This window comes from Ruegeria sp. CF5 (genome assembly GCF_056537325.1).
The window spans coordinates 311486-336552 of record NZ_JBQFRI010000004.1; the positions used below are offsets into that span (position 1 = coordinate 311486).

Annotated in this window: 25 protein-coding genes; 6 read left to right on the forward strand and 19 right to left on the reverse strand. The window is 55.9% G+C overall.

Going from position 1 to position 25067, the window contains the following annotated elements; translation table 11 throughout:
- Positions 1–42 precede the first annotated feature (42 nt).
- Genes ACR0NW_RS12720 through ACR0NW_RS12755 form a run of 8 tightly spaced genes read right to left on the reverse strand, consistent with a single transcriptional unit; the run spans position 43 to position 6749 of the window.
- The gene (locus tag ACR0NW_RS12720; RefSeq protein ID WP_480450218.1) at positions 43–453 is read right to left on the reverse strand and encodes a Rid family hydrolase; all 411 of its coding nucleotides are present in this window, start codon (positions 451–453) and stop codon (positions 43–45) included.
- Positions 450–1631 (reverse strand): malate dehydrogenase, encoded by a 1182-nt coding sequence (locus tag ACR0NW_RS12725; RefSeq protein ID WP_480450217.1) that lies wholly within the window; start codon positions 1629–1631, stop codon positions 450–452. The genes ACR0NW_RS12720 and ACR0NW_RS12725 overlap by 4 nt, the downstream gene beginning before the upstream one ends.
- On the reverse strand, positions 1631–2254 hold the full coding sequence (locus ACR0NW_RS12730; RefSeq protein ID WP_170653126.1) for a BMC domain-containing protein: 624 nt from the start codon (positions 2252–2254) through the stop codon (positions 1631–1633). Before ACR0NW_RS12730 ends, ACR0NW_RS12725 begins: the two co-directional genes overlap by 1 nt.
- Positions 2251–3630 carry an aldehyde dehydrogenase family protein gene (locus tag ACR0NW_RS12735; protein ID WP_480450216.1) on the reverse strand — a complete coding sequence of 460 codons (1380 nt, stop codon included), beginning with the start codon at positions 3628–3630 and terminating at the stop codon, positions 2251–2253. The genes ACR0NW_RS12730 and ACR0NW_RS12735 overlap by 4 nt, the downstream gene beginning before the upstream one ends.
- Positions 3630–4814, reverse strand: coding sequence for a hypothetical protein (locus ACR0NW_RS12740; protein ID WP_480450215.1), 1185 nt, complete (start codon positions 4812–4814; stop codon positions 3630–3632). The genes ACR0NW_RS12735 and ACR0NW_RS12740 overlap by 1 nt, the downstream gene beginning before the upstream one ends.
- 23 nt (positions 4815–4837) lie before the next feature.
- On the reverse strand, positions 4838–5146 hold the full coding sequence (locus ACR0NW_RS12745) for a BMC domain-containing protein (RefSeq protein ID WP_170653132.1): 309 nt from the start codon (positions 5144–5146) through the stop codon (positions 4838–4840).
- Between the two features lie 44 nt (positions 5147–5190).
- Positions 5191–5457 carry a EutN/CcmL family microcompartment protein gene (locus tag ACR0NW_RS12750; RefSeq protein WP_480450214.1) on the reverse strand — a complete coding sequence of 89 codons (267 nt, stop codon included), beginning with the start codon at positions 5455–5457 and terminating at the stop codon, positions 5191–5193.
- Positions 5457–6749 (reverse strand): glutamine synthetase family protein, encoded by a 1293-nt coding sequence (locus tag ACR0NW_RS12755; RefSeq protein WP_480450213.1) that lies wholly within the window; start codon positions 6747–6749, stop codon positions 5457–5459. The genes ACR0NW_RS12750 and ACR0NW_RS12755 overlap by 1 nt, the downstream gene beginning before the upstream one ends.
- Positions 6750–6841: 92 nt before the next feature.
- On the opposite strand from ACR0NW_RS12755, the gene ACR0NW_RS12760 reads away from it, so the two are divergent.
- Positions 6842–7981: an FAD-dependent oxidoreductase gene (locus ACR0NW_RS12760; RefSeq protein WP_480450212.1), complete on the forward strand. Its 1140-nt coding sequence runs from the start codon at positions 6842–6844 to the stop codon at positions 7979–7981.
- Here ACR0NW_RS12760 and ACR0NW_RS12765 read toward each other — a convergent pair.
- The 5 genes from ACR0NW_RS12765 to ACR0NW_RS12785 form a co-directional block, all read right to left on the reverse strand.
- Entirely contained in the window at positions 7978–8328 is a 351-nt protein-coding gene (locus tag ACR0NW_RS12765; protein WP_480450211.1) for a hypothetical protein, read from the reverse strand. The genes ACR0NW_RS12760 and ACR0NW_RS12765 overlap by 4 nt on opposite strands.
- A 92-nt stretch (positions 8329–8420) precedes the next feature.
- Complete coding sequence (locus tag ACR0NW_RS12770) at positions 8421–9116, reverse strand: type 1 glutamine amidotransferase (RefSeq protein ID WP_480450210.1); 696 nt, start codon at positions 9114–9116, stop codon at positions 8421–8423.
- Positions 9113–10537, reverse strand: coding sequence for an FMN-binding glutamate synthase family protein (locus tag ACR0NW_RS12775; protein ID WP_480450209.1), 1425 nt, complete (start codon positions 10535–10537; stop codon positions 9113–9115). The genes ACR0NW_RS12770 and ACR0NW_RS12775 overlap by 4 nt, the downstream gene beginning before the upstream one ends.
- The gene (locus tag ACR0NW_RS12780) at positions 10522–11235 is read right to left on the reverse strand and encodes a GltB/FmdC/FwdC-like GXGXG domain-containing protein (protein WP_480450208.1); all 714 of its coding nucleotides are present in this window, start codon (positions 11233–11235) and stop codon (positions 10522–10524) included. The genes ACR0NW_RS12775 and ACR0NW_RS12780 overlap by 16 nt, the downstream gene beginning before the upstream one ends.
- Positions 11232–12176, reverse strand: a complete 945-nt coding sequence (locus ACR0NW_RS12785; protein ID WP_480450207.1) for a class II glutamine amidotransferase domain-containing protein — start codon at positions 12174–12176, stop codon at positions 11232–11234. The genes ACR0NW_RS12780 and ACR0NW_RS12785 overlap by 4 nt, the downstream gene beginning before the upstream one ends.
- Positions 12177–12304: 128 nt before the next feature.
- Here ACR0NW_RS12785 and ACR0NW_RS12790 point away from each other — a divergent pair, with 128 nt between their 5' ends.
- Positions 12305–12973: a GntR family transcriptional regulator gene (locus tag ACR0NW_RS12790; RefSeq protein ID WP_170653148.1), complete on the forward strand. Its 669-nt coding sequence runs from the start codon at positions 12305–12307 to the stop codon at positions 12971–12973.
- A 370-nt stretch (positions 12974–13343) separates the two neighbouring features.
- Here the strand turns inward: ACR0NW_RS12790 and ACR0NW_RS12795 are convergent, their stop codons facing one another.
- On the reverse strand, positions 13344–13796 hold the full coding sequence (locus tag ACR0NW_RS12795) for a hypothetical protein (RefSeq protein WP_480450206.1): 453 nt from the start codon (positions 13794–13796) through the stop codon (positions 13344–13346).
- Here ACR0NW_RS12795 and ACR0NW_RS12800 point away from each other — a divergent pair.
- Positions 13771–16119: an AsmA family protein gene (locus ACR0NW_RS12800; protein ID WP_480450205.1), complete on the forward strand. Its 2349-nt coding sequence runs from the start codon at positions 13771–13773 to the stop codon at positions 16117–16119. The genes ACR0NW_RS12795 and ACR0NW_RS12800 overlap by 26 nt on opposite strands.
- A gap of 338 nt (positions 16120–16457) precedes the next feature.
- Positions 16458–17129: a GntR family transcriptional regulator gene (locus ACR0NW_RS12805; RefSeq protein ID WP_480450204.1), complete on the forward strand. Its 672-nt coding sequence runs from the start codon at positions 16458–16460 to the stop codon at positions 17127–17129.
- A gap of 52 nt (positions 17130–17181) precedes the next feature.
- Here ACR0NW_RS12805 and ACR0NW_RS12810 read toward each other — a convergent pair whose 3' ends face one another.
- From ACR0NW_RS12810 to ACR0NW_RS12830, 5 genes are all read right to left on the reverse strand, one after another.
- Positions 17182–17613 (reverse strand): universal stress protein, encoded by a 432-nt coding sequence (locus ACR0NW_RS12810; protein ID WP_480450203.1) that lies wholly within the window; start codon positions 17611–17613, stop codon positions 17182–17184.
- A complete protein-coding gene (locus tag ACR0NW_RS12815) occupies positions 17610–20219 on the reverse strand; it encodes a TRAP transporter permease (protein WP_480450202.1) in 2610 nt (869 codons plus the stop codon). Before ACR0NW_RS12815 ends, ACR0NW_RS12810 begins: the two co-directional genes overlap by 4 nt.
- Before the next feature lie 46 nt (positions 20220–20265).
- Positions 20266–21081 carry a pyrroline-5-carboxylate reductase gene (gene proC, locus ACR0NW_RS12820; protein ID WP_480450201.1) on the reverse strand — a complete coding sequence of 272 codons (816 nt, stop codon included), beginning with the start codon at positions 21079–21081 and terminating at the stop codon, positions 20266–20268.
- 8 nt (positions 21082–21089) lie between these two features.
- Positions 21090–22016, reverse strand: coding sequence for an aminotransferase class IV (locus ACR0NW_RS12825; RefSeq protein WP_480450200.1), 927 nt, complete (start codon positions 22014–22016; stop codon positions 21090–21092).
- A 121-nt stretch (positions 22017–22137) separates the two neighbouring features.
- Positions 22138–23133, reverse strand: a complete 996-nt coding sequence (locus ACR0NW_RS12830) for a TAXI family TRAP transporter solute-binding subunit (protein ID WP_480450199.1) — start codon at positions 23131–23133, stop codon at positions 22138–22140.
- Positions 23134–23530: 397 nt separating this feature from the next.
- On the opposite strand from ACR0NW_RS12830, the gene ACR0NW_RS12835 reads away from it, so the two are divergent.
- Entirely contained in the window at positions 23531–24007 is a 477-nt protein-coding gene (locus tag ACR0NW_RS12835) for a MarR family winged helix-turn-helix transcriptional regulator (RefSeq protein WP_480450198.1), read from the forward strand.
- Between the two features lie 101 nt (positions 24008–24108).
- Entirely contained in the window at positions 24109–25065 is a 957-nt protein-coding gene (locus ACR0NW_RS12840; RefSeq protein WP_480450197.1) for a tripartite tricarboxylate transporter substrate-binding protein, read from the forward strand.
- The last annotated feature ends 2 nt before the right edge of the window (positions 25066–25067 follow it).

Here is a 25067-nt window from a genome sequence, read left to right on the forward strand (position 1 = left end):
CAAGATGATAGTTCGATCAAATCCTTTCTTGGTGACTCATGTTTAGATTCCGCTGATTCCGCCGTTTTCGTCGTGAATTACCGCATCCACATCGATTTCCACCATCAAACCAGGCTGCGTCAGCCCCGCTTGAACGGCAGTCAGAACCGGGTCGATATCCTTAAAAACTGCTCCGTGAACGCGCGCGAATTCGCCTGCGCGCGACAGATCGGTCAGATAGGCGCGGACCCGACCGACATGTCGCAACTCGGCCCCAACGGCTTTGAGCGCCTCTTCTATGCGCGACAGGATATAGCCTGTCTGGGCTTCAACATCTCCGGGTGCGTGAATCCGCCCGCTGGGTTCGATGGCCGTGGTTCCGGCAATCCAGACGAAGGGGCCAATGCGTTTTGCGCGGGAATAAGACGCCACTTCCTCGAACCGTCCGCCTGACTTCCAGGTGCGCAGGGTCACAGGCCCAACCTCGACCGGATGGCATCCGCCGCCTTCTGCAAGGCTGCTTGTTCCTGATCGGTCAGCCGCAGTTCTTCAACCTCGACCAACCCGCTGGATCCGAGATGTGCAGGAACGCCAAGCACCACGCCATCGATGCCGTATTCCCCATGCAACATGACCGAAACCGGAACCGGGCCAGTGCGTGCACCCCGGATATGGTCGATCAACTCGATCGACGCATGCGCCGGCGCGATGGTCGCAGAACCCGATTTCTTGAGGGCAACGACCTGTCCGCCGCCGGTCACCGCGTCCTGAACACAGGCCTCAATTTGGTCGGGCGACAGAAACACATCCAATGCCCTGCCCTTTATTCTCGCGCGACTTGGGATCGGTGCCATCTCGTCTCCGTGGCTACCAAGGGTAAAGGCTTCGACATCGGCAGGGACAACTACGGCTGCCATGGCAAGGGCATTGCGAAACCGGCTGCTGTCCAGCGTTCCCGCCATTCCCAGCACCCGTTCACGTGGGAACCCAGTGGCACGCAGCATTTCGACAGTCATTTCATCAAGCGGGTTGGTCACTACGATGACGATGGCATTTGGCGCTGCAGACCGGATGGCCTCGGCAGCCTGACGGATCACGCGCGCATTCACGTCGATCAGATCCGCGCGGCTCATACCCGGACGTCGGGCGCGGCCTGCCGTCACTACAACCACCTCGGCCCCCGCCACAAGATCCAGCGACTCGCCACCCACGCACCGTGCACGCGCACCGGTGATGCCTGAGGTGTGGTTCAGATCCAATGCTGTTGCAGCAGCCATTCCCGGAGCAATGTCGATCAGCGTAATCTCATCCGCGATATCCTGCATCGCCGCCAGATGCGCCACATTACCCCCAACTCCACCGGCCCCGATCAAGGCAAGCTTACCCAGCCTGCGGGCTTTGCGCTTCGCACGCACCGGTGCAACCCATTTAGGCGAACGGCGATACAACACCCGCTGCATCGAGACGGCAGCATCGGTACGCGGCGACTGCGGTTTTTCCAGAGGTCCGTCGACCAACGTAATGCCAACACGTTCAGCCGTTTCGCGAGCCAAAGCGGTCACGATGTCGTCGGGCAATATCTCAAGCACAATCCTGCCGCGACGACGGGCATCCTCGACTGCGTCCGAGCCTATGACACGCGGTGCCGCCATCAGCCGGCTTGCCCGTCCACAGCTTCGATCGCACGAGTCGCGGCCTCGACCGCGGTTTTGACCGAGTTTTCCGATCCCGAGATGAACAGGCGACCAAAACGCCCCACGGCGCGCACTTCGACGATGTCAATCTCTGCCGCCTTCTCGGCCTCATTCGCGGCAATCGAGATGTAAGCAGCCGGAGCACACTCCACGATGCCCAACGTCTGCCCCGGAACGATCAGCGCCCCTTTGCGCCATTTGTTCAGCAACTGCGCCTGATAGGGTTCGACGCTGGTAATGATCTGCGTGGAACTGATCGACGGCTTCAACCGGTCAGACATCGTGGCACCCAGCTCGGCCAACATTGCATCGCGCGCGGCGGACACTTCGGCATTCGACGGGGACCGGAGGATGAAGAAACCGAACTCACGCTCGACCATCTGCGTCGTCGCCTCAACCGAGGACGCCTTGAGCGCCCGGTCGATCAGCGAAAACACCCCATTACCAGGGGCGAATTCCCCAATCAGAACCGTATCCCCCGACAATGGAACCGATCCCTGCACCGTAGCACCATTATAGGCGGCGAATTTCGGTTGAAGGTTATCGATCTGCATCAGCGCCCGGATCGTAATCTCGCTCATGCGCCATACTCCTCGTAAATGTCGCGCCAGGGCCTGCTTTCATAAGCGACCCGTTTGATGTTGATGAGATGCAAGGCCGTCACGTTGTCCGAAGTGATCGATCCCGACCACGTGCCAGTGCCCAACATGAAGGACGGCTCAAGATCCGTGGAATACCCCATGCCGCCCATAATGCCCGGTGTATTCACCAGTACCCGACCAGTGGGAACCGTGGCGAAGCGGGCGACAATCTCGGGGTCGTCCGAATGAATGACCGAAGAATGACCCCAGCCTTCGAATTTGGCGATAGATTGTGCCAGCTCAATCCCATGGTCCGAGGACTTCGCTTCGTAGAACGCTAGAACCGGGTTCAGTTTTTCGGCAGACAGCGGGCGCTGCCAGCCAACTTCGGTTTCTTCTGAAACGAGGCACCGGGTTCGCGGCGGGATTGCAAACCCTGCAGCATCGGCCAGCGCCTGCGGGCTTTGCCCCACCTTGTCCGGGTCCATTGCCTGCCTGCCCTTGAAGATCACTTTGGCCAGACGATTGGCCTCGGCAGGGGTACAGAAATACGCACCTTTCAACTTTAGCTCGTGGCGCAGATCTCGCGCGATCTCGGGGTCTGCAACAACCGCCTGTTCACTGACGCAAGCCGTACCGTAGTCAAAGCTTTTCGACGTCACGATCATCTCGGCCACTTCGGCCAGATCGCGCGCTTTGGACTTGTGAACGTAACACGGTACGTTACCTGCACCGACCGCAAGCGTGGGTTTGCCGCTTGAATAAGCCGCTTTGACCATTGCTGGACCACCGGTTGCCATCACAACCGAGGTACGGCGATGTTTCATCAATTCAGCAGTTCCCTGGATGGTTACTGATTCAAGACACTGAATGAGGCCTTTAGGAGCGCCCATCTGCTCGGCCACCTGCGCCATGACGCGCACGGTTTCGATGCCGCACTCCACCCCGCGTGGGTGTGGCGCGCACACTATAGCGTTGCCCGCCTTTACCGCCGATAGCACTTTGTAGATGATTGTCGACGTCGGGTTCGTCACCGGTATCAGGGCCGCCACGACACCCATCGGTTCTCCGAAGGCCGCTATCTTTGTGGCATCATCCCGCCAGAGCATACCGAGCGTTGTCACATCTCTCAGGTAATCCGCGACAGACAGCGCGTTGAACAGGTTCTTGACCCGTTTGTCCGGGACATTGCCATAGCCGGTTTCCTCAACCGCCATTTGCCCCAACCGTTCGGCTTCCGGTTCAATTGCGCGTGCCATGGCGTCCACAATCGCGTCTACCTGCCCCGGGTCAGTGCCCAGAAAGGCACGATAGGCTTCAAAAGCGCTATCTGCAGCGCGCCTGGCGGCAGCGATCGATTTCAGATCTGCATCCATCATGAAGCTCCGGTGGCGATGGTATCAAAGATACGGCGCGCCTGATCTACATCGCCCGCTGAAACACCAATGGTTTCGAGGCGTCGTCCGGCGGCGGCAATATCGGCGCCCAAAATTCGGTCAGACATGGAAATCAGGCTGTTCGTTAGCGGGCATGGGATACCTGCAAGCTCACCGGCCGAAACCAGAGGAACAAGCGATCCCAACACCCCGTCGCGCATCAATCCGCGAGACGTTTGCTGATCCGGGATTGGACGTGCGCCCGGGCCACGTTCTGCACCGGCAAAGGTGGAAATCCATTGCTCCGTAGCCGGCAAATTGCGAACTCCAAAGGCAGCCGCAATGCGTCGCCTCTCATCCGCCAAGCCATGGATCACTTCTTTCTGGTCAGGTCCGATCAAAGACGCAAAGGTCTGATTGGCCTCTAACGGTACGCCACCCATTGGCACAGCGGGACCACCAGAGCCCATTGCAGCTCCGCCGAGGATCAGCGCAGGTATCTCAACCGCGGCTGATAGGTCGTTGAAGCCAGACGCCAGAACCGAGTCAACGACCTGAACGTTACCAAGATACGCAGACAAGCCCTCGAGAACCTCTTCGCGCCCGCGCGGCAAAGTCGCTGCAGCCATCGGATCCGCCTGCGTAAGCGTCAAGGCTGCCCCCTCGGAACGGAACCAATAGGGCAGTCCTTGTACTTCGACCAGAGTGACGTCTGCGGTGCAGCCTCCGATCCGCAATAGCCAGGCTGTTTCAACGGCGCCCAGTGATCGACCCGGCGCAAGAACCAGTATCTGTCCATCGCTTAGATGATCGGCCAGAACCATGGCATATGTGCGCTGCTTGTGAATTGGCCCGGTCAGAAATATCACCTGCGAGTCGCGGACCGCTGCATCCAGTTCAGCGGTCGTGCGTACAGAAGGCCCGTCGCGATCAACCTGATAGGTCCCAACCGGACCCTCGCCCCGAAGCGAGATGCCTGAGGACTGGGCCAAAAGCGAAAGTTCAGCCCCATAGGCTGAAAACAATGTGACCTCAGCCCCTTCGGCAAGACACAGGGCTGCCAACAGGCGCGCATCTGCACCGCCACCCAGCACCGCTATTCGGTCGAGCTTGGGCCGTTCGGGTGCACCCCGGGTCGCGCCACGTATAGCCGCACGCGTGAATTCCTCGAAACCGGCAGACATATCGCCTCCTTAAAGCGGGCGGATCAGGCCGCAGAGCCAGCGCCGAGGCCGTCTATGATGGCCTCAAGCTCATCGTGAGGGCGCGCAATCACGTGGACGGATACTACTTCGCCGACTTTGTTTGCTGCTGTTGCACCCGCATCCGTTGCCGCCTTAACCGCGCCGACTTCACCCCGCACAAGAGTGGTGACCAGACCACCGCCAGCCTTTGTCTGGCCAACAATTGAAACACTGGCCGCCTTGACCATTGCATCTGCTGCTTCGATCGCGCCGACAAGTCCGCGCGTTTCGATCATGCCCAGGGCCATCTGCCCCGCCACTGGTTTCGCCATTTTCAGTTCCTCCAACGAAATTTAGTTGTTTGATGTCATTTGATTCAGGTCGTGGACACACGGTCCACAATCGCGATGATCGCCAGATCAACCGGTGCCGAAGACAGACCTGCTGCCATACGCGCAGCCGAGCCGCTTACCACCAGAACGGTATCCCCGACCCCGGCCCCGCAGGTATCGACAGAAACCCGCGCCGGATCGATCACCTTGCCTTTACTGTCGACCAGATCTGTCACCAGCAGTTTTGCACCGACCAGCTTTGCGTCTTTGGCCGTGGCTGTGACGGTCCCGGTGACCTTACCCAATTGCATCAGAAAGTCCTCAGGTAGCGGTCCAGCTCAACCTGCGTGACCTGTTGATTAAAGAACTCAAGCTCGCGCTCAGCCTGCTGCAGAACCAGCTCCCAAGTCATTTCTCCCATGACATCACGCAGCCACTCTGACCCTCGCGCCAAATCAATGGCTGTTGGCAAGTCGGTAGGGATGGGATCGCCAATTCCGTCTTCATAGGCGTTGCCCATAGTCGGCTCAGAAGGCTTAAGCCCCTCTTCAATCCCGTCCAGCCCCGCAGCGATTTCCGCAGACAGCAGAAGGTAGGGGTTCGCATCCGCACCGGCGTCACGCTTTTCAACGCGTACGGCGCTGTCAGACCCTTCGATGACACGAATGCCGACGGTGCGATTGTCATACCCCCAGCTCGCGTTGATGGGGCAAAACGTATAGGGCTGGCGGCGGCGATAGCCATTGACCGTACCACTGCCGCAGATCGCCGTTTCACACATGCGCTTCTGCAGCCCGGCGATGAATGATTTGCCGGTGTCATTAATCTTGCCGCCGTCTGCAAAGACGTTCTTTCCGTCTTTCCAAAGCGAATAGTGCGTGTGGAACCCGTTACCGGACTGATCAAAGAACGGCTTTGGCATGAAGGTCGCCAAATACCCGTGTGCAATCCCCAATTGGCGGATCAGTGATTTGAACAATACGACGCGATCGGCCGCTTCAAGCGCCTCGCCATAGCGAATATTCACTTCGATCTGACCGGCGGCATATTCCGGGTTCGACTGTTCGATCGGAATGCCGCATTCGTTGATCTGTTGACGAATTGGGCCGACGATGTGCTCCATCCGTGCCGCCCGACCCAAGCCATAGACCTGAATCCCACTGTCGCGCGGCTGCCCGGTATCCGGGTCCAGAAGATAGAATTCTAGTTCTGTGCCTACATTGACCTCGAACCCCATCTCGCGAGCACGCTCTACCTGACGTACCAGCGCCTGCCTTGGATCAATGGGTACCGGCTTGTGATCCATGCCCTCGGCCCGACCAAAGCAAACGGCGACGCCCGGCTCCCACGGGACGGCAACAGGTTGCGTCATCGGGAAGACGTGCATATCGGGGTAGCCGTTGTCGAAATTGACATAGGGCGTGTCCCAGACATCGCATGTCATGTCGATCGCCATCAGCGCAATCGACAGCGCATTGCCGCTTTTGCAGACGTGATCCCAGTGACTGGCCGGAATGCGCTTGCCACGCATGATGCCGTTGAGATCCCCAACACCAAGTATGACGGTGTGTGTGCCCTCGGGCAGATCAAACCCCGAACTCATTTGCGCGCGCTCCCTGTTTTTTGGCTTTATAATTGCTGTATTCTGTATACAGTATTCACAAAGCCAATCGATAAACAAGGAAAATCTGCGTCATGCCCAAGAGCTCGGTCATTGTTGTCGGAGGCGGCATCGTCGGCGTCATGACAGCGCTTACACTACAACGACGTGGCGAGACGGTGACCCTGATTGATCGTTGGGAACCAGGACATTCTCGTGCATCTTCAACGGATTACAACCGTGTGATCCGTGCCATCTCGGGGCGTGACGAGTTCTATACGCGGTGGGCCCGCGAAAGCCGCCTGCGCTGGCTAGAGCTTCAGGCGGAAAGCGGACAGAACCTGATGTATGAATGCGGCGCACTGATTCTGGCGACAGGCGGCCATTGTGATTGGGAAAACGCCACAGCCGAAACTTTCGACCGGGTTGGCGTACCCTATTACAAATTCGGACGGCAGGATATCGAATCGCGATTCCCCCAGTTTCGCGTGCCTGACATCGAATACGCCCTGTTCGAGCCCGAAGCCGGAATGCTGATGGCACACCGCTGTGTCTTGACCGGGCTGGAATTGTTTCGCCGCGCGGGCGGGACTGTGCAGCGTGGCCGCGTGACCACCGATGGTTCAGAGCGACTGATGCTGGATGGAAAGCCACTTGAGGCGGACCTCATCGTTGTCTCAACCGGCCCCTGGATGGCGGACATGTTCCCCAAATCGATCAAGCCGATATCGACGGTGGTTGGTGTAAACGTCCTCTATACGTCGACACCCGATGGGTCCGAGGATTTCGACATGAGCAGGATGCCCTGCTGGATCGATCATGGTCAGGGCTCCTTTGGCTTGCCCTCATCCGAAGGCTCAGGCGTGAAAGCCGCAGTGGTGATTCCGGACAAGATCGATCTGGACAATGACGAAAGGCTGATCCGGAAGGAAACGCTGGGACGCACTCGCAGCTACATCCGCCATCGTCTTCCGGGCCTTGAAGGTGAGCGGGTGGTGGATTCCAAATTCAACCAGATTATCCTGACACCCGACACGCATTTTATTGTCGACTGGCACCCTGAACATGAGAACGTCCTGTTCGCCGGTGGGTGTTCTGGGCATCTGTTCAAGCATGCACCGGTCTTTGCCGAGTTCGTCGCAGGTGTGGGGATGAAGGATTTTGGAACGGCTGATCGTTTCAAGATCGCCGGACGTAGAAAGCTGAGCCCAAAAGAAAGCCCCAGCGGTCGCTAGCTTTGGGAAAGCGCAGCATAAAGACCGGAATTCGGGCACTTTTCCTGCGGCAATCGCTCACCAGATCGGATTGCGTCACGACAGGTCTTTGCCTGACGGCAATGCCCGCATTTTTCAGCCAACTCCAAGCCAAGCTCGGGATGTGCGTTAAGATCGTCGACGCTCAGGCCAAACTGACGGGCCATCGATAGAATACGTTCCCTCGCATTGGGTGCACCAGATCGCAACATGGCCAGATCAGCCCGAGACAGACCGAGATCCGACAACTCCAGATCGCTGATACTTCCTTCGCGCGGAGCATTCACGATCCGCGCAATTTTCTCGAAGAAATCCTTATATCCTGTCATTCCCCAACCTCCCATCTTACCGTGTATACAGTATACATATTAAGGGTTGGCCGGACTTGATCAGGATCAAGGAACCGTTGTCTAACGGTGTATCACACGGGAGTGTAGGTACCTCGGAACAGCTCCACCGCCTGACGCGCGGCAAGATCTTCTGAAACCTTTGCGGCGTTGACTGTGGACAAGCTCGCGTCGGCTTCTTCGGGCGTCAAAAGAACCTCTCGAACCCGTATCAGCAGTTCACGCAAATGATCCGCCCTGTATTCGGGATGAAACTGCACCGACCGTGCAGGAAAATCATAGTCCAACGCGCCCACAGGGCAGTGGCTTGCTGATCCGGTCACCCGGGCCGAATCCGGAACGCAGGTCACCTGATCCTGATGCCAGACAAATGCGTCAGCACTCTCGCCTGCAAAGTCGAAAGGACGCGCTCCAATGATATTGCCGACCTCTGCCTTCTCGGACCGTCCGCCATAGACGTCGGCCATGATCTGGTGCCCGAAACAAATTCCAAAAACCGGTTTGCGGTGATCCCGCAGCCGTTCGAGAAATTCGCGAAGCGGCTGCATCCATTCGGTGTCATCATAGACACCACATTCCGATCCACCGACGATGACACCGTCGAAATCATCGTGATCGGGAAGTGGCGCACCATCGATGACTCCAGCCACCGCAAACGTAGCCTCGGGCAGATGCGGAGCGATCCACTCCTGTATCTGCTGTGCGGTTCGCGGAACCCCTTCGAGCAAAGGCAAAGGGTGGCTGGTCAGTTCAAGAACCGATATCCTCACCAGTCAAAGGCCCTGTCAATTCCAGCCATTTTCACTCCGGTAAAAGCCGATGCCTCAAAGCTGAGCGCACGCAAATCCTCGGTTTCCAGATTATGAACCGAAGACTTGCCGCAGGCCTTGGCCAGCGCCGTTATCTCCATGGTCATGGCCGTCAGATAACGCGCTATGCGTTCCGCCCCGGCGTGCGGGTTCATCCGCGCCTCCAAGGTTTCATCTTGTGTCGCAATACCGACCGGACAACGGCCCGTGTGACAATGGTGGCACGCACCGGGGGAAGTTCCCAAGGCGGCGTAATCCTCAAGATAGCGTGGACTGTTGCATCCCAGGGCAACCATGGCCGCATTACCGATCATCACAGCGTCCGCGCCAAGTGCCAAACATTTCGCGGCATCCACGCCGGACCGTATGCCACCTGCAGCCACGAGAGAGACCTTGCCGGTCATGCCGCATTCATCCAAAGCTTCGCGCGCTGCACGAATGGCGCTCATCGTTGGGATACCGGTATGGTTCAGCAACAGCTCCGGAGACGCACCGGTACCACCCTCGGCACCATCAACGACCACAACATCTGCACCCGCTTTGGCAGCAACTGCCACGTCAAATCGGGGGCGTGTTGCGCCCATCTTGATGAAGATCGGCACCTGATAGTTGGTGGCAATACGCAGCTCTTCGATCTTCACTGACAAATCGTCGGCACCGAGGAAATCAGGGTGGCGGATGGTCGAACGCTGATCGACGCCTTCAGGCAATGTCCGCATCTGGCTGACCCGCGGGCTGACTTTCATGCCCAGCAGCAGCCCGCCGGTTCCCGGTTTCGCCCCCTGCCCCACGACCAGCTCCAAGGCATCCGCGCGGCGCAAGTGATCCAGATCCACTCCATATCGGGCGGGCGACATCTGGTAGAGCAGGCGTTGGGAGGCTTCGCGTTCCTCTTCCAGCATGCCACCCTCACCCGTGCAGGTCATGGTCCCCACTTTCGAGGCCCCATAACCCAACGATGCCTTTGCCGATGCCGACAAGGCCCCAAAGGACATCGATGCGATATAGATCGGGATTTTCAATTCAAGCGGACGTTCCACAAGACCACGGCCACCGCCCAGAACGGTCGTCGTATCGCAATTCTCTCGATAACCTTCCAGAGGTAGGCGAGTCATCGTCGCAGGGACGAACGTCAGGTCGTCGAAGGTCGGCAATTGCTTGTTGAACGTATTGTACCCGCGCACCTGATAGCGCCCGAGCTGCGCCAGCGCGTGCACTTCCGAGATCGCCTCGGGTGTCCAGCGGGTCGACCCTCCCTCATCGTAAGAGGATGGCACACCGGCTGGGCGGCCGTCGATCGCACCTGCATCGCGGAACCTGATTTCCTCTTCCGAGGCGACGTCGAAAGGATATTCGTAAGGTTTACTCAGATCATGAGCCATGCGCTTGCGTCCCTGCTTTCAAAATACCAAAGACGCTGGCCCGAAACCATTTTGCGCCAATTTCGCGAACTGTCGACCAGCCCGAGCGGGTCGAGGATCGCATCGACCTCGGCCACTTCTTCAGCTGTCGGTTCGATTACGTCGACATCCACACCCAGGCTATCGACCTCTCCGGCCACCCAGACCTCGCCTTCCCACAGCGCGTCAGCGCAGGATTCTCCTGCCCCGCCTAGCGCGATGATGCGCCCGGAATGTGCCATGAAGCCGGACTGATAGCCGATCTTGCCTTCGACAACGATGTTTCCGCCTTTCATCGCGACGCCGACCCGTGGACCCGCATTGCCTTTGACATGGATCGTGCCGCCAATCATCGCAGCGCCACAGGACATACCCGCATATCCGCCGACGGTGATATGACCCTTGGCCATTCCCTCACCAACTGCCCAGCCGCAGTTACGCTCGATTGAGATATTTGCACCGGTGTTGAGACCGCCGCAGTAATAGCCAACCGATCCCTCAAAGGTGATATCCACATTGTCCGGCAATCCCACGCCCAAGTTATGGCGCGATACGGTGTCCACGACACGTATGGGTCGGCCGGTTGCACAGGCCTCCATGATGTCGCGGTTCACCTCGCGGATATGGCGCTTGCCAACTTCGATGACAATCTCATCCATCTTTGCTGCCACCTTGTTCATGCCGCCAAGCTCCGGTTTCCGACGCCCCAGATGCCAGTCAACGACGGGCCATCATAGTTGATCACATCGCATTCCTCGGCCATCACCCGACGGACCGCTTGCTCTTCGGTCGCCGCTGCCAGATCGCCATTGCGGTTGACGACAACCAGAGGCTTCATGGCAAATCGATCTTTGGCAAAACCGATCCCGTTCGGTGTTGCGATCATGTAGGTAAAGACGCCGTCGATCGAGGTGATCGACTTCTTGAGCGCCTGCTCCATCGTCAGCCCGGCCTTCATCTGGTCGCTGACCCAGACGGCAATCAACTCGCTGTCATTCTCGGTCAGGAACCGATAGCCCATCCGGGTCAGTTTATCGCGCCAGGTGAAATAGTCGGTGATTTGTCCGTTATGCACGATCGCGACATCCGAAAACGGGCGCGCCCAAAACGGATGAGAGGCGTTGGGCAATACCGAGCTTTCCGTGGCCAACCGCGCGTGCCCCAACCCGTGTGTTCCAATCATATCGCGGACGCCGTGCTTTTCGGCCACCGCCTCTGCGCCACCGATATCCTTGATGATCTCAAGGCTGCGGCCACAGGATTGTATTTCGATACGATCCGTCAGCTCATCCGCATCCGCGACCCAAGCTTGCAGATTTGCTGGATCCGAAATCTCCATCCGAAAGCAGTAGTGGCGGTTTTGGTCCGTAAGAATTTCGGGGTCAGAAAGGAAACTGCTGCCGTGTTCACGCAGAACGGCCTCGAACTCGGACAGATCTGATTCCTGCCGCGACTTGTCGAACCCCATTCCCCGCAGAACGTACCCTGTTTCCCGCGGCAAACCGTAAACGGCAAATCCGGTACTATCGGCGCCACGGTGTTCCTGCGCATCCATCAGGTCAACCAGATCCGCCCCAACCTTCCCGGGCGCGGCCAGTATTCTACCAGCAATTCCACACATAAAGAGCTCCCTGTTCATCCGCGTCTGTATACTGTATACAGTACACAGGTAATAGCAACCCCATTCGCCTTGGCACCCGCTGCTTTTTTGAATACAGAATTCGAAAAGAACAGAAAGAGAGGCCCCGAGTGGCTCTGAAACAGATCAAAACACAACGTAGACGCCTTGCTGACGAGGTCTATGACCAATTGGTCGAAGCCATCATGAGTCGCGAGATCACCGGTGATGATCGGCTGGTGCAGGAAAAGTTGGCCGCCGAATTGAACATCAGCCGCACGCCCGTGCGCGAGGCGCTTATGCGGTTGGAAACCGAAGGCGTGTTGGAAGTTGCCGCAAGCGGTGGATTTCGGCTGGCCCGCATGGACCAGGCTGAGGTTAGACAACTGTATCAGGCCCGAGCCGCGATCGAAGGGCAAGCTGCACGCATTCTTGCGGTTCATGCGGAACCAGAGGTGCTCGATCGTCTGCGCGAGCTCATTCGTCGCGAAGAAGATCTGACCCACCCAACGACGCGGGACTACTTTATCGCAAACCGGCGCATTCACCGTGCCTTTATGGTAGAGGCTGGCAACAAATTTCTGATCGACATGTTCGATATGATTTGGGGCAAAGCCATGGCGTTCCACTTGTTTTCGGCAATCGAAAACGTTGATATTTCAAAATCCCTTGGGAACCATCTGACACTCGTTGATGCGATTGCTACGGGCGACGTGACCGAAGCCTTGGAAACATTCACTCGTCACATTCAGGAGGGTTTCGATTTGCAGATTGAGGGTCTCAAAGAAGTCACCCACTGACAAAGGTTCCGTTTCAAAGTTTTAGTTCAGCCAAATAGATTGGTTGTGCTGCAAAACTTTGGGAAGGAGGGGATTAGCCTTCGCTTTGACACACCTATCCAGCGAGTTCGGCAAATAGCCGAAAGCCCGAGGTCGAAGCTCTGGGAAATGCCTTTTTTGGCCATGATTTCTTCCAGGTCGGGATGGCACACTGTGTACAAGTAGAAGTACACGGCATTCAGAGCCATATCCGTGGGGAAGTGACAGCCTTCTAAAGAGACCATGCTTAAGTCTGTTCAAAATCTGTTCCACGGGAACAAACGTCAATTCACGAATGTTGGTCAATAAAGCTCCAGAGCTTACGACACTTCCCTTCGCTCATACCCAGCGTTTAGCCGGTTTTCGAAACACGCCGATTGACACCAGCACGCCAACAGGTTTTTTGGCATAATAGAATTAAGCTAAATGAATGCTGCGAGTTATTGGCGACAAAGGAGATGAGCGTGCGATATATCGTACGAGGTTTAATGTTGTGTGGTGCGATCGCACTTGTCGTAATTGTCGCCGCCTGGCTTGTTCTTTCGTCCTCTTTGTTTTCTTCGATGAGGACTGCTTTTGTTGAAAGCCAGATTTCTAAAAGTCTGGGCCAAACCGTTGAAATTGAAGATGAAGTACGATTAAGTCTGGGTCGAAAGTTGGGGGTATCGGCAACGGGGTTGGTCCTGCCCGGCACATCGGATTCTGACAGCAATCTTGCAGAAATCGACAGGTTTGCGTTCGAAGTTTCGGCAAAAGACTTATGGAATGGCAGGTTGTCTTTGAGCAACCTATCCGTGGCGGGCATTCATCTTAACCTTATTACCGCTGAAGATGGCACAACCTCTTGGCAGCCCATTTCCACGCCAGGAGATGAGAACGAAAAACCAGCCAAACACCGGGAAACCTCAGTCTCCGACATTCTGACGGACCGGAAAATTGAGCTGACTGACGTATCAATCCTATACCAGAGCGCACAGAACGGCCTGGATTTCGATCTGCAGCTTCCTGAACTGGTTTTGGCGCGCGGTAGTGAAGCCCAAGATGCTTCTGTAGCTGGAACGGGCACGCTGAACGGCGAGAAATTTGAGTTGAACGGAGTTTTTCCGGTCGGTGCTCCATTTCAGGTGACTGTAAATTTTGATCAGATTTCAATTATCGCAAATCAGGTCCAACAGGAATCCGGACTAGAAGTAAGAACAGCAGTTGAAATCGCTGAGCTTGGTCAACTTCTTGATGTGTTAAAGCTGAACCGTGTGCTGGAGGGATCGGGGAATGTAGGCGCGACGTTCAAGACTGCAGACGGCGTAGCCCGGATTGATGACCTTGGCGTCACGGTCGAGCTGGATGGTGGGCAAAGTCTGGATTTGACTGGACAGATCGGCGAGTTGGGGAACCCGGCCGATGTTTCGCTGACGACCCGTATCAGACTTTACCCAGAAGACGCTGAACCTGCTCCTGCAGAATCGCGATACGACCTCAAGCTTGTCGCCGTCGATATGGTTATGGACAGCGTACCGGGTCAGGTTCCTCAGCGGCAAATGGTTATCAAGACCAATGGATTTACGCTGGATACCTCAGGCGAAGGACCACCGCCGATCAAGTTTTCCGAGCTATCCAGAACGCCGGAAGGTGCTCTGCGGGTCGGGAACGTCAACTTGCGTATCGGAAATCCAGCGCATCCGTTTGTCGTATTAAATGGCTCGGTCGACGATGCCTTGCAGTTGCAAGGCATATCGGCAGAGGGGCTGCTGGATATCCCCGCAAGCAGCCTGATCTCGCCAGAGCTGTTGGGGCCAGATGACAAGCTTGGCAGGTTTTCAGGCGATTTTCATCTGAACGGAGATATCAATCAGCTTTCACTTACCAATCTGGACGGCAAGACAAGCGAAACGGATGTCTGGAACCTCGAAGTGCACGGTACTGTAAAAAATGTTCTCAAATTCGAAAATCTCGATTTGGGTATTGAAGTCGAAGTTCCGTCCGGCGCCGAACTTTTGCAAGCCTTGTCACTGGAACCGGTAGAAACAGGGAAAGCCAGTTTTGCAATCAATCTCGTGAGTGAGGGGACGGATTGGAACGCCGAATCCGAGATTTCAGTCGCGGATTCAGTTCTGAAGATCAAAGCCGATCTTGATGATGCGACGACGGATCCTGTGCTGCGAGGGACAGTTGAAAGTGATCTGATCAAAATAGATCAGATTCGCCAGATCGTATTGGCGACTGCTCAACTGAGAAAGCTGGGCAATTCGGACGCGGACAGCGAGAATGCTGAGGACACCACAGAACCGGGTGGCAAGGATGATCCGGGTCCGCTGCGGGATGTGACGCTCAAACCAATCGGAAGGTCCATTCTTCTGTCTGGAATGAACATGGACGTCGATATCGATCTGCGCCACATCGAAGGTGCTAAGGGCATCAGCGTCCTGCAAAGTGAACTGACGCTGAATGAAAACGAATTGAAGGCCGGACCCCTGAATTTCGAATATGGCGGCGGCCATTTCACTGTGAACGGTCGCATGGATCTGTCGGATGAGGCGCATCCCCTAACCCTTTCTGGCAAAGCCGGAGGATGGCAGTTGGACGACATACTGCACAATTTGAATTTCAAGAAAGGTGCAAGCGGAACGATTTACGCCGACTTTGACGTAACCGGCGGGACGGAATCTGCAAAGCACTTTGCCAACTCGATCAGCGGCAGTGCTACGGTTTCCATGCGCGATGGCTCGGTCGAAACTCAGCTTCTGGATTTGGCGGGACTTGGGTTGCTGCCTTGGGTGTTTTCCAAAGAAAAACAAAAAGTGGCACCAATCGTTTGTTTGCGCGCGCCACTGAGTATTTCCAATGGAACAATTTCAACGAAACAGACCACGTTGGAAACGGATCAGGTGCAGGTTGTCATCTTTGGCGGGGTGGACCTGAACAACAAAGCGCTCGATCTTAATTTGCAGCCCCGCAAAATCGGAGAACCCCTTTCTCGAAGCCCTTGGCCGGTAACTGCAAAGGGGCCGCTGGCCAAGCCGAAAATCAAGGTCAAAGACGGGCCGAAAAGGTTGAAACGCTCGGACGGCGCAGATCAGATGCCTGCACAGAGAAAGCTCTGCGTACCTGATATTCTTCAATTGCAGTGACGGTTGCGTCATTTGTGAACAACCGATGATTTGCAAGAATTTCAGAGGGATCGAAATCTCACATCTGGCGGGCAATTAACCGGCCGGATTGCGCGGCTCGCATGTTCACTGGCCTCGACGAAACCTGCGGGTTAGGGCCCTGCCAGCTCAATTGACTTCAGGCCGGTCAAGGATGGGTCGCAAACCTTGGGGTTTTACTGACGAGCATAAGTGAATTGACGCATCCCAAAATCATCAAAGGGCGCGCCTTCTGATTGTTTTATTGTCAACAAAGAGCTAATTTGAACTTACTGACACTATTTGCATTGATTTGCTGGCAATAAGAGTACGTCAAACGAATGTCACTGAGCGACCTAAAACCTTTGAGCTCCAGAACCTTACGTGAACAGGCTGTCGATCAGTTAACGTCACTGATTGTTTCTGGACAGCTTAGTAAAGGAGAGAGGCTAACCGAGGCCGGTTTGGCAAAAGCGCTGGGGATCAGCCGTGGTCCTCTGCGGGAAGCCATTCGCGAGCTTGTCGATACCGGGCTTCTGGTCAGCAAACCATACACCGGCATTTTTGTGCGCGGCGTGACCAGACGCGATGTTGAAGAGTTGTATTCGATGCGGCTCACACTTGAGCAATTTGCGTTCCAGGAATGTTGGAACAAGCGTACTCAGGCTAGCTTTGATGACCTTCACGAGCGAAACCATCGACTGACCAGCGTCGTGGACGATAATTGCAACCCTCATGAAGCAATTGAGCGGGAACTTGTTTTACACAGTTGGTGTTACGAATTGTCGGAACATTCGCTGCTTCAAAAAAGCTGGAACCAACTACGCCCCAATCTGAGCTTTTACTTCACCATTCATCAGCAGGCGCACGAAAGAGCCGGCCCGCAGCGCGATGCGCATGAACTGTATGTCACATTGGCTTGTGGAGACGATTTGAGCGCTATGCTGGACCATCTCACTGACCACATGCGCCAGGGAATGCGAAAGGCACTGGCAGCCCTGCCGCTGGAATAAAGTGGCAGATGCAGGTCTCCGGCTCAAAACCGTGCGACCTTTGTCCGATCACCTACCGGACAACGTATACCGAACATGGCGCATGCCGGACCACACGAGCCGCGTTGGGGCCTAATAGATAGTCCTGATAGTTGGGCTTATGCGCGCCGATGACGATGAGCCCGCAGCCCGTTGTCTCGGCTGTTTTCAGGATTTCTTCGTAAGTCGAACCCGTGGCGATCACTTTCCGGATCAACAGATCGGAGTCTTCCCCAATAGCACCCTTTACCATTTCATCCAGGTGCTCCCGCGCCGACTGTTTTATTTGGGCGTGATGGTTATCTTTGAAGAAGCTTCCCACAAAACTTGTACCGTAGTCGGGCAGAACAGACAAAACATCCAGATGCGCAGCATTTGACCGCGCCAAAGAAACCGCTTCGGTTAGAACAGCTAAATCGTGGTCAGCCTGAGATACGTCAATTGCGCAGAGAATACGTTTGGTCATGCCACCACCTCTTGCCGATTTGCGCGGTTATTCTGAAGAAATGCAATCAGACCCAACAGCAGAAACGCTGGAATGTAGATCAGCTCTTTCGGCATTCTGTCCGCAGTGGTTAGAACCACTTTGACCTCAACCGGAGCGTCTGCATAGAAATCGAACTTGGATAGCGGTCCGAAAAAAGGAGTGCCGCCAAAAGGCTCTTCCAACGTGGTCGTTTCGCGGTCAGACACCAGAAGCAACCCAAGTTTACCCAGTCGTTCCGCTCCGGAAGCACCGGCAGGCACGTCAATCTTTAGTGTCAGGTCCTTGAGTTCGAGGGTATCAAAATCCGGACCGTTCACAACAACGCGAATTTCATCACCCTCCGCAGCTGCATCCAGCAATGTTTCCAATGCGAAGACTTCGTTTTGCACATACGGGGGCTGAATGCGGTCTTGAAAGAAATCCGGGCGGAACAGTGCAAAGGCGATCAATACGAGCGCAGCACTTTCATAAATCCGGCTACGCGTGACGAACCATCCCATTGTGCCTGCGGTAAACACCAGAATTGCGATTGAAGCTATGATGAAGATGAAAACGCCTTGCCAGACCGTAACATCAATCAGCAGCAGATCCGTGTTGAATATAAACACGAACGGCAGCGCCACAGTGCGCAGCGAGTAGAAAAAGGCTATGAAGCCTGTCTTGATGGCGTCGCCCCCGGAAACTGCGGCGGCAGCAAAGCTGGCTAACCCAACGGGCGGCGTCACGTCGGCCATGATGCCAAAGTAGAAGACAAATAGGTGAACCGCGATCAGCGGAACCACCAACCCGGCTTGCGCGCCCAGTTCAACCACGACGGCCGCCAAAAGCGAGCTGACGACGATGTAGTTTGCTGTGGTTGGCAAGCCCATGCCAAGAAACAGGGAGAGAAAGCCAACCAAGGCCAGCATGGCAATCAGGTTTCCACCCGAAAGAAACTCGACCAGATCCGCCATAACTTGGCCAACCCCGGTCAGTGTCACTGTTCCGACAATGACGCCCGCCGTTGCCGTCGCCAGGCCGATCCCGATCATATTCCGAGCACCGTCAATCAGACCCGCGATGACATCACGAACGCCGCCCTGAATCTGTTCGGCATAATTGGTCTGACCACGTAGCAAAGCCTTGAGCGGTCTCTGAGTTAACAGGATGACGAACAGGAGCATCGTGGCCCAAAAGGCCGACAAGCCCGGGGATTTCTGCTCGATCATCAGAAAATAGACTAGCACGATGATCGGCAGCAGAAAGTACAGCCCGCTTTTGTAGATTTCCGACACCACAGGCAGGTGCACCTCCTTGGCGTTCGGATCGTCCGGTTCCAGATCGTCATGACGCGCAGCAATGGCCAACAGACCCAGATAGGTCAGACCCAACAAGACCGCCAAAACCCAGCCAGCGCCATCGGGAACCAGAGATGTCACCCAAAGAACCGGGTATTTCATCGCATAGCAAAGCAGGGCGAAGCCCGCAAAAAACGCGAACATTCCCCCGATCGTACTGGCAAGGGGCACAGCCCGGTCACCAAGTGTCGGCATGTTGCGTTTTACGGCTTCTAGGTGAACGATATAGACCAGCGCAACATAGGAAATGGCTGCAGGTACAAAGGCATGCGTGATGACCTGCACATAAGGAATACCCACATATTCCACCATCAGAAATGCCGCGGCGCCCATCACAGGGGGCATGATCTGACCGTTGACGGACGATGCGACTTCGACCGATCCGGCCTGTTCCGAGGTGAAGCCTACCCGTTTCATCAGTGGGATGGTGAAGGTGCCGGTGGTCACAACGTTGGCAATGGATGAACCAGAGATCAGCCCGGTCGCAGCCGAGCCGACAACGGCCGCCTTGGCCGGGCCACCGCGCAGGTGGCCAAGTGCGCCAAAGGCCAGTTGGATGAAATAATTCCCCGCGCCGGCTTTCTCCAAAAATGCACCGAAGAGGACGAACAGGAAGACGAACTTTGTCGACACGCTCAGCGGCAGGCCGAAAACACCTTCGGAGGTGGTCCAGAGGTGGCTCATGGCCTTGGTCAGCGACGCGCCTTTCCAGCGGATGACCTCGGGCACGTATTCGGAAGAGCCAAAGAAGATGTAAGCCAGGAAGATGCAGGCGATGATGGCCATTGCGGGACCAAGCGCGCGACGGGCCGCTTCGAACAGCAACAGCAGACCGCCCAGAGCTACCCATTTGTCTACTTCATCAGCGATGCCTCCGGCGCGGACGATCTTGTCATAGAAGATAAATCCATAAATCGCGGCAAAGGACCCGGCCAACGCCAGTGCCCAATCGACGTACGGGACATGGTCGCGCGGGCTGGACTTGAATGCAGGATAGGCCAGGAAAGCCAGAAAGATGGCAAACATCAGGTGGAATTGACGTGAATTGTTAATGACATCTGCCGGTAGCAGGTGGTTCACCAGTGGAGACGCCAGAACAACCTGAAAAAGAGACCACACAATGGCCGTTACGGCCATGACGATACCGACTGTGCTAGCGGGATTGCGGGCTCCGGCATCGGACGAAGCGACAAGCTCTTGCAGCTCTTCCTCGGTATACTGGTGCGTTTCGGAGGTGTCCTTGATCATATTACGCTCTCCTGCAGGTGCATACCTGTTGCAGTTTGGGGGGCCGTTATGTCCCTTGGGCCAATTCAATCGACCGATCGTGCGCTGCCTGAACGGTTTCCTTAATCAGGGCATCAATTCCGTTTTGCGGGGATTGCAGTTCGGCCAAGCCAGCTGCGGTGGTTCCATTGGGCGAGGTCACCTGACGCCGAAGCTCAGCAGGATCTTCTTTGCTTTGGACAATCAGTTGGCCGGAACCGGCGACCATCGCGACGGCAAGTTCCTGCGCCATCTTGGCTGTGAGCCCAACAGACTGTCCCGCCGCGATGAGCGCTTCGGTCATCGCAAACACATAAGCCGGTCCAGATCCGGACAGGGCGGTGACCGCGTGCATCTGATCTTCGGTTTCCAGTTCAACAACGTGTCCCGCAGCCTGCATCAATGCAACGGCCAACGGCATCTGATTACCGGCGGCCGCGTTGCCGACGATGCCACTGACACCATGCCCTATCGCTGCTGGAGTATTGGGCATGGCCCGAACGATCGGGGTCGCCGCCCCCAGCATGCTTTCAAAGCTGTCAATCAAGGTTCCTGTGGCAATTGACAGGAACAGGGTTTGGCCGTTGCCAAATTCTTTCAGGCCGGGGACGGCCACTTGCATCATCTGCGGTTTGGTCGCGATCACGACGACGTCGGGGGCGGTCAGAGGCTGAACATTGATTGAGATGCCCTGCCCTTGCAGTGCAAGCAACCAATCAGCAGGATGTGGGTCAATTACGCTGACCTGTGCGGGTTTCAGACCAGCTTCAAACCACCCTCTCAGCAGGGCGCCTCCCATTCTTCCGCAGCCTACCAGCAGCAGCGTTTCGATCTTGTCCAGCATGATCGGCCTCAGCCTTGTGTGTTTTGTGCGACCAGCTCTTTGTAGAGCTGCTGCAAGCGAGCCATGATTGGCCTGTCTCCTGTCCCGATGGGTTTCCCGTCGATTGCAGCAACTGGGGTTTGCGCACCGAAAGTGCCGGTCAGAAACGCTTCGTCCGCGCCATAAGCTTCATAAAGGGAGTAGTTCTTTTCAAAGATCGGGATTCCGTCCTGACGGCACAAATCGATGACTTTCTGCCGAGTGACACCGTTCATGCAATAATCCCCGGTCGAGGTCCAAACCTCGCCCCGGCGCACGATGAAGAAATTGCAGGCGTTGGTGGTGTTCACAAACCCATGCGGATCCAACATTAACGCTTCGTCTGCGCCCGCCTGTTCGGCTTGCAGGCAAGCGATAACGCAGTTCAACTTCGAATGACTATTGAACTTTGCATCCTGACTCATCGGCAGGCCGCGCACTTGGGGAACTGTTGCCAGACGAATGCCAGCGCTATGCAAGCTGGATTTCGGCTTGGAGTGCTCGGCAATGATTACGACTGTAGAACCAAACCGTGACAACCCCGGGTGCTGGAACGGTTTCGCCTTGCGGCCCCGAGTAATCATGAGGCGGCAATGAGCATCGCTTGTCATGCCGTTGGCGGCCGCCGTGCGGTTCATGGCGTCCAGCAATTCTTCTTTGCTTAGGCCTATGTCGATAGATACGGATTTGCAGCTATTGTAGAGGCGATCCATGTGCTCATCGAAGAAAGCCCATTTCCCATTATACAGCCGCATGCCTTCCCACATGCCGTCCCCCAGCATGAACCCGGAGTCATAAACCGAGACTTTGGCTTCATCCCGGTGAACAATCTCACCATTCACATAGATTTTGATATCCTGGTTCCGCGCATCTTCTTCTGCGTCATGGGTGGAATGGCTGTGAATTGCATCAGACATGGGTTCGTTGCTCGCATTTGTGACTGGGACGAAAGCCCACCCGAAGGAGGACTTTCCTTTGGGGCGCCAGGGAGAGAGCGCCCCAAGTGCGCAAGGGCATAAATGCCCTTTTGCGCGGCTTTTATTTAATCAAGCCAACTTCACGGTAGTAGCGCTCCGCGCCCGGATGCAGCGGTGCGGTCAGCCCCTGAGAGACCATCAGCTCTTTGTCCAGATTGGCGAACGAGGGGTGCATTGCCTTGAAGGTATCGAAATTGTCGAACACGGCTTTCACCATCTGGTAAACAACCTCATCGTCAACATCTGCGCGGGTTACAAAGGTAGCCGACAGACCATAGGTTGGAACGCCTTCATCGACCCCCCGGTACAGGCCGCCAGGAATGGTCACGTGACCCAGGAACGACTTGCTTTCAACCAGCTCGTCCACGGCATCTCCGGTGACGGGAATGATATTGATGTTGCAGGTCGTTGCCGCCTCCAAAACGTTGGCAACCGGGTTGCCCGCGACCATCAGGAAAGCGTCAATATTGCCGTCACACAAAGCAGCGGACTGCTCGGCCGATTTCAACTCGGTCACCAGAGCAAAATCATCATGGCTCCAACCGAGAGCGTCCACCAGAACGTCTGCTGTAGCGCGTGTACCCGAACCCGGATTGCCGAGGTTAACGGTTTTACCCTTCAGATCATCAAGCGTTTTGATGCCGGTATCCGTGCGCGCGGCAACAATTACAGTGTCGGGGTGCAATGAGAAGACTGCACGCAAATCTTCATGCGGCCCATCTTCTTCGAACACGCTGGTACCGTTGTAGGCGTGGAACTGCCAGTCTGACTGAACGGTCCCCATTTCCAACTCGCCTGAGCGAATGGTTTTCAGATTGTAAACCGATCCGCCGGTGCTTTCGACCGAACAACGGATACCGTGTTCCTTGCGGTCTTTGTTGACCAACCGGCAGATACCTCCGCCAACCGCATAATAGATACCTGTTACGCCTGCGGTGCCGATTGTCAGAAAGGTCTCTTCGGCAACGGCTGCTCCAGGAACCACCAAGCCAGCTGCAACGGTCAGCGCTGTCGCCCGATTGCGCAACTTGGCGCCAAGGGTTGAATTGGTTGTCATGCTTATCCTCCACGTTGGGTCAGTTTGCTGAGGCCAAGGGGCTCTCGGCTCTCCCGTGGGAGCTCTTTATCATAGTATTGTAGGATTGTCGACAATCCTGTTAGTGGAATATTTTGTCCTGACAACCAAGCTTGGATATGTCGCAAACTTTGGAGCTTTACTGACGAGCATAAATGATTTGGCGTTTGTTCCCTCGGATTTCCGCAAGCTTCGCCAAAAAGCTCCTGCAAGCAGTTGGATCAGCACCTTTCCGAATTCTGAGATTGGTACAGATGGCAGTACCGAGAACCACCCTCGAAAGCCTTAAGCCGTCAATTTGCTTAATGTACCCGACGGGCTTGTTTCCCGGGCATGGAATCTTCTACTTATGATGATAAGTCAACAAAGGATGATCGCTATGTCGATACGTGAAAAACAGCTTGAAACGGAGCTGAGAAAGACACGGGAGCTGGAGAGCAACCTTACCTATCGGGTCGCCATCGCCAACAAGGTGCTCGAACAGCAGACACTGCGGTTGATCGAAGACACCCCCCTGACGCTGACAGGCTATCGTATCCTGCGCGTGGTCAGCATCTTTGAAGAGATTACCGTGTCCGAGTTGAGCCGCCGCATTCTGGTGGACCGCGCCCTTATCAGCCGCATGGTCGCGACTTTGGTCGAGCAAGGATTCGTCGATTTTCATGCGGATCCGACTCACAAGCGCAAGAAACTGATCCACATGACCGAAGACGGGGCGACGCTGATTGCCCGGCTTGCGCCAAGATTCCTAGAGCGACGGACCGAGCTGGAAAAAGCCATAGGGGAAGAGGCGTTACGGGGGTTTAATGCCGCTCTGGAGACAATTTCTGCGTCCGAGATGGAATTCAACGAGTAGCATCTTATTGATCATTTGAATAATTATTGTTGACATATCATCAAATCAGCAGACAGAATGACTCCTGAATGAACCGGAAGGTGTTCATAAGGGAGGAAGACATGTTCAAAGCAGTTGCCACTGCAACCCTGTTGGCCGTAACGGCCATAACAGGAACCACCGCAGCAATGGCGGATGAGTGGAAACCATCGGGGCCAATCACACTCAAGATTTCGTTCCGCGCTGGCGGAGGTACAGACACCCAGGCCCGCCTGATCGCCACGGAACTAAACAAGCGCCACGGCTGGGAGATCATCCCGCAAAACATCGCCGGCAAAGGTGGCGCCGTGATGTTGCGGGAACATGTGAATGATCCCGCCGATGGCATGACCATCGGCATGACTGTCTCCGAAGCACTGACCTATTCCCCCTTTGCAACGCGGGACGCGGGATATGCACTTGAAGATTTCGAGGCGCTGACCACCACGGCAGGCACCCAAATGGCCCTGTTTGCCAAGGCCGACCGCGGATGGAACACCCTGCATGACGTAATCGCGGCCGCCGAAGCCGGTGAGGACATTTCGGTCGGAGCTTTCAGCCCACGGGTCGCGGACGCGATCTATCTGCTATCGAAGGAAACCGGAGCGGATCTCAAGACCGTTATGGTCAAAGGAGGCAAGGGCAGCATGAACGGTGTGATGGCCGATGATCTGGACATCGCCTGGGGCGCGGGTCCGCAGAACAAACTGGTGGCCAGCGGCGAACTGGTCAACCTTGTTTCGGGGGAAGATGAGGCGCTGGTGGCATCGCCTGATGCGCCGCTTCTGAAAGAATTCGGTGTTCCGTACTCCTTCGGCTCCAAATTCATCTTCGTTGCACCCAAAGGTATCCCCGCCGAGGCCAAAGAGGCGCTGACCAACGCCATTGTCGAGATTATCACCGACGAAAACACCGAGGCCAACGCCTTTATCACTAACGCGTTTGCTGGTGTTCAGGCCATCAACGGCGAAGAGCTGGACGCCTATCTGACCCAGAAAGCGGCGGACGATGCCGCCCTGCTGAAAGTCACTTCCGAGTAACA

What these genes read in the sequence shown, in the direction of transcription:
- ACR0NW_RS12725 (WP_480450217.1), bottom strand. Translation starts at nt 1,631, where the DNA reads ATGGCGGCACCGCGTGTCATAGGCTCGGACGCAGTCGAGGATGCCCGT.
- ACR0NW_RS12730 (WP_170653126.1), bottom strand. Translation starts at nt 2,254, where the DNA reads ATGAGCGAGATTACGATCCGGGCGCTGATGCAGATCGATAACCTTCAA.
- ACR0NW_RS12735 (WP_480450216.1), bottom strand. Translation starts at nt 3,630, where the DNA reads ATGGATGCAGATCTGAAATCGATCGCTGCCGCCAGGCGCGCTGCAGAT.
- ACR0NW_RS12740 (WP_480450215.1), bottom strand. Translation starts at nt 4,814, where the DNA reads ATGTCTGCCGGTTTCGAGGAATTCACGCGTGCGGCTATACGTGGCGCG.
- ACR0NW_RS12745 (WP_170653132.1), bottom strand. Translation starts at nt 5,146, where the DNA reads ATGGCGAAACCAGTGGCGGGGCAGATGGCCCTGGGCATGATCGAAACG.
- ACR0NW_RS12750 (WP_480450214.1), bottom strand. Translation starts at nt 5,457, where the DNA reads ATGCAATTGGGTAAGGTCACCGGGACCGTCACAGCCACGGCCAAAGAC.
- ACR0NW_RS12755 (WP_480450213.1), bottom strand. Translation starts at nt 6,749, where the DNA reads ATGAGTTCGGGGTTTGATCTGCCCGAGGGCACACACACCGTCATACTT.
- ACR0NW_RS12760 (WP_480450212.1), top strand. Translation starts at nt 6,842, where the DNA reads ATGCCCAAGAGCTCGGTCATTGTTGTCGGAGGCGGCATCGTCGGCGTC.
- ACR0NW_RS12765 (WP_480450211.1), bottom strand. Translation starts at nt 8,328, where the DNA reads ATGACAGGATATAAGGATTTCTTCGAGAAAATTGCGCGGATCGTGAAT.
- ACR0NW_RS12775 (WP_480450209.1), bottom strand. Translation starts at nt 10,537, where the DNA reads ATGGCTCATGATCTGAGTAAACCTTACGAATATCCTTTCGACGTCGCC.
- ACR0NW_RS12780 (WP_480450208.1), bottom strand. Translation starts at nt 11,235, where the DNA reads ATGAACAAGGTGGCAGCAAAGATGGATGAGATTGTCATCGAAGTTGGC.
- ACR0NW_RS12785 (WP_480450207.1), bottom strand. Translation starts at nt 12,176, where the DNA reads ATGTGTGGAATTGCTGGTAGAATACTGGCCGCGCCCGGGAAGGTTGGG.
- ACR0NW_RS12795 (WP_480450206.1), bottom strand. Translation starts at nt 13,796, where the DNA reads ATGCCCGCCACGGATAGGTTGCTCAAAGACAACCTGCCATTCCATAAG.
- ACR0NW_RS12805 (WP_480450204.1), top strand. Translation starts at nt 16,458, where the DNA reads ATGTCACTGAGCGACCTAAAACCTTTGAGCTCCAGAACCTTACGTGAA.
- ACR0NW_RS12810 (WP_480450203.1), bottom strand. Translation starts at nt 17,613, where the DNA reads ATGACCAAACGTATTCTCTGCGCAATTGACGTATCTCAGGCTGACCAC.
- ACR0NW_RS12815 (WP_480450202.1), bottom strand. Translation starts at nt 20,219, where the DNA reads ATGATCAAGGACACCTCCGAAACGCACCAGTATACCGAGGAAGAGCTG.
- proC (WP_480450201.1), bottom strand. Translation starts at nt 21,081, where the DNA reads ATGCTGGACAAGATCGAAACGCTGCTGCTGGTAGGCTGCGGAAGAATG.
- ACR0NW_RS12825 (WP_480450200.1), bottom strand. Translation starts at nt 22,016, where the DNA reads ATGTCTGATGCAATTCACAGCCATTCCACCCATGACGCAGAAGAAGAT.
- ACR0NW_RS12830 (WP_480450199.1), bottom strand. Translation starts at nt 23,133, where the DNA reads ATGACAACCAATTCAACCCTTGGCGCCAAGTTGCGCAATCGGGCGACA.
- ACR0NW_RS12835 (WP_480450198.1), top strand. Translation starts at nt 23,531, where the DNA reads ATGTCGATACGTGAAAAACAGCTTGAAACGGAGCTGAGAAAGACACGG.
- ACR0NW_RS12840 (WP_480450197.1), top strand. Translation starts at nt 24,109, where the DNA reads ATGTTCAAAGCAGTTGCCACTGCAACCCTGTTGGCCGTAACGGCCATA.